Source organism: Sphingomonas sp. P4_D12, from assembly GCF_056401895.1.
In genome coordinates this window covers 1-1,054 of sequence record NZ_JBFUIL010000027.1, presented here as the reverse complement: position 1 = coordinate 1,054, position 1,054 = coordinate 1, and the positions used below count along the sequence as shown (strand labels likewise).

Annotated in this window: 1 protein-coding gene; it reads right to left on the bottom strand. The window is 65.5% G+C overall.

Annotation, left to right across the window (positions count from 1 at the left end):
* On the bottom strand, positions 1-1,054 hold a 1,054-nt coding region (gene dxs / locus AC1DSD_RS22425; protein ID WP_478033205.1), incomplete at both ends, for a 1-deoxy-D-xylulose-5-phosphate synthase.

The following is a 1,054-nucleotide window of genomic DNA, read 5'->3' as shown; positions in this document are numbered from 1 at the left end:
CATGTGCACCAACTCGGCCTCGTCGGCCGCCGCCATCACGACGAAGTTGGGGAGCGTCGCCAGATAGGTGACATCGAAGCTGCCGGCATGGGTCGCGCCATCGGCCCCGACCAGGCCGGCGCGGTCGATCGCGAAGCGGACGGGCAGGTTCTGGATCGCGACGTCATGGACGACCTGATCATAAGCCCGCTGCAGGAACGTCGAATAGATCGCGCAGAATGGCCGCATGCCTTGTGCGGCAAGGCCGGCGGCAAAGGTCACCGCATGCTGTTCGGCAATGCCGACATCGAAGGTGCGGTCGGGGAACGCCTTGGCGAAGCGGTCGATGCCCGTGCCCGAGGGCATGGCGGCAGTGATCGCGACGATGGTCGGGTCGCGTGTCGCATCCTTGATCAGCTGGTCGGCGAAGACGTTCTGGTAAGCCGGCGGCCCCGGCGGCGCCTTGGCCTGGGCGCCGGTGATCACGTCGAACTTCTGGACGCCATGATATTTGTCGGCCGCTGCCTCGGCCGGGCCATAGCCCTTGCCCTTCTTGGTCACGACATGGACCAGGATCGGACCGTGCTCGCTGTCGCGGACATTCTCCAGCACCGGGATCAGATGGTCGAGATTGTGCCCGTCGATCGGCCCGACATAATAAAAGCCCAGTTCCTCGAACAACGTGCCCCCGGTGACCCAGCCGCGGGTCAGTTCCTCGGCCTTTTGCGCGGCATTGTGGACCCGACGCGACACCTTGGCGGTGATCCGCTTGGCCAGGCTCCGCAAGCCCAGATATTCGCTCGAACTGACCATCCGCGCGAGATAGGCCGACARSCCSCCGACCGGCGGCGCGATCGACATGTCATTGTCGTTGAGGATGACGACGAGGCGATTACCCGCTCCTTCGGCATTGTTCATCGCCTCGTACGCCATGCCCGCCGACATCGCGCCGTCGCCGATCACCGCGATCGCCTTGCCGGGTCTCCCCGCCAGCTTGTTGGCGATGGCGAACCCCAGGGCCGCCGAGATCGAGGTCGAGCTATGCGCCGCGCCGAACGGGTCGTATTCGCTCTCG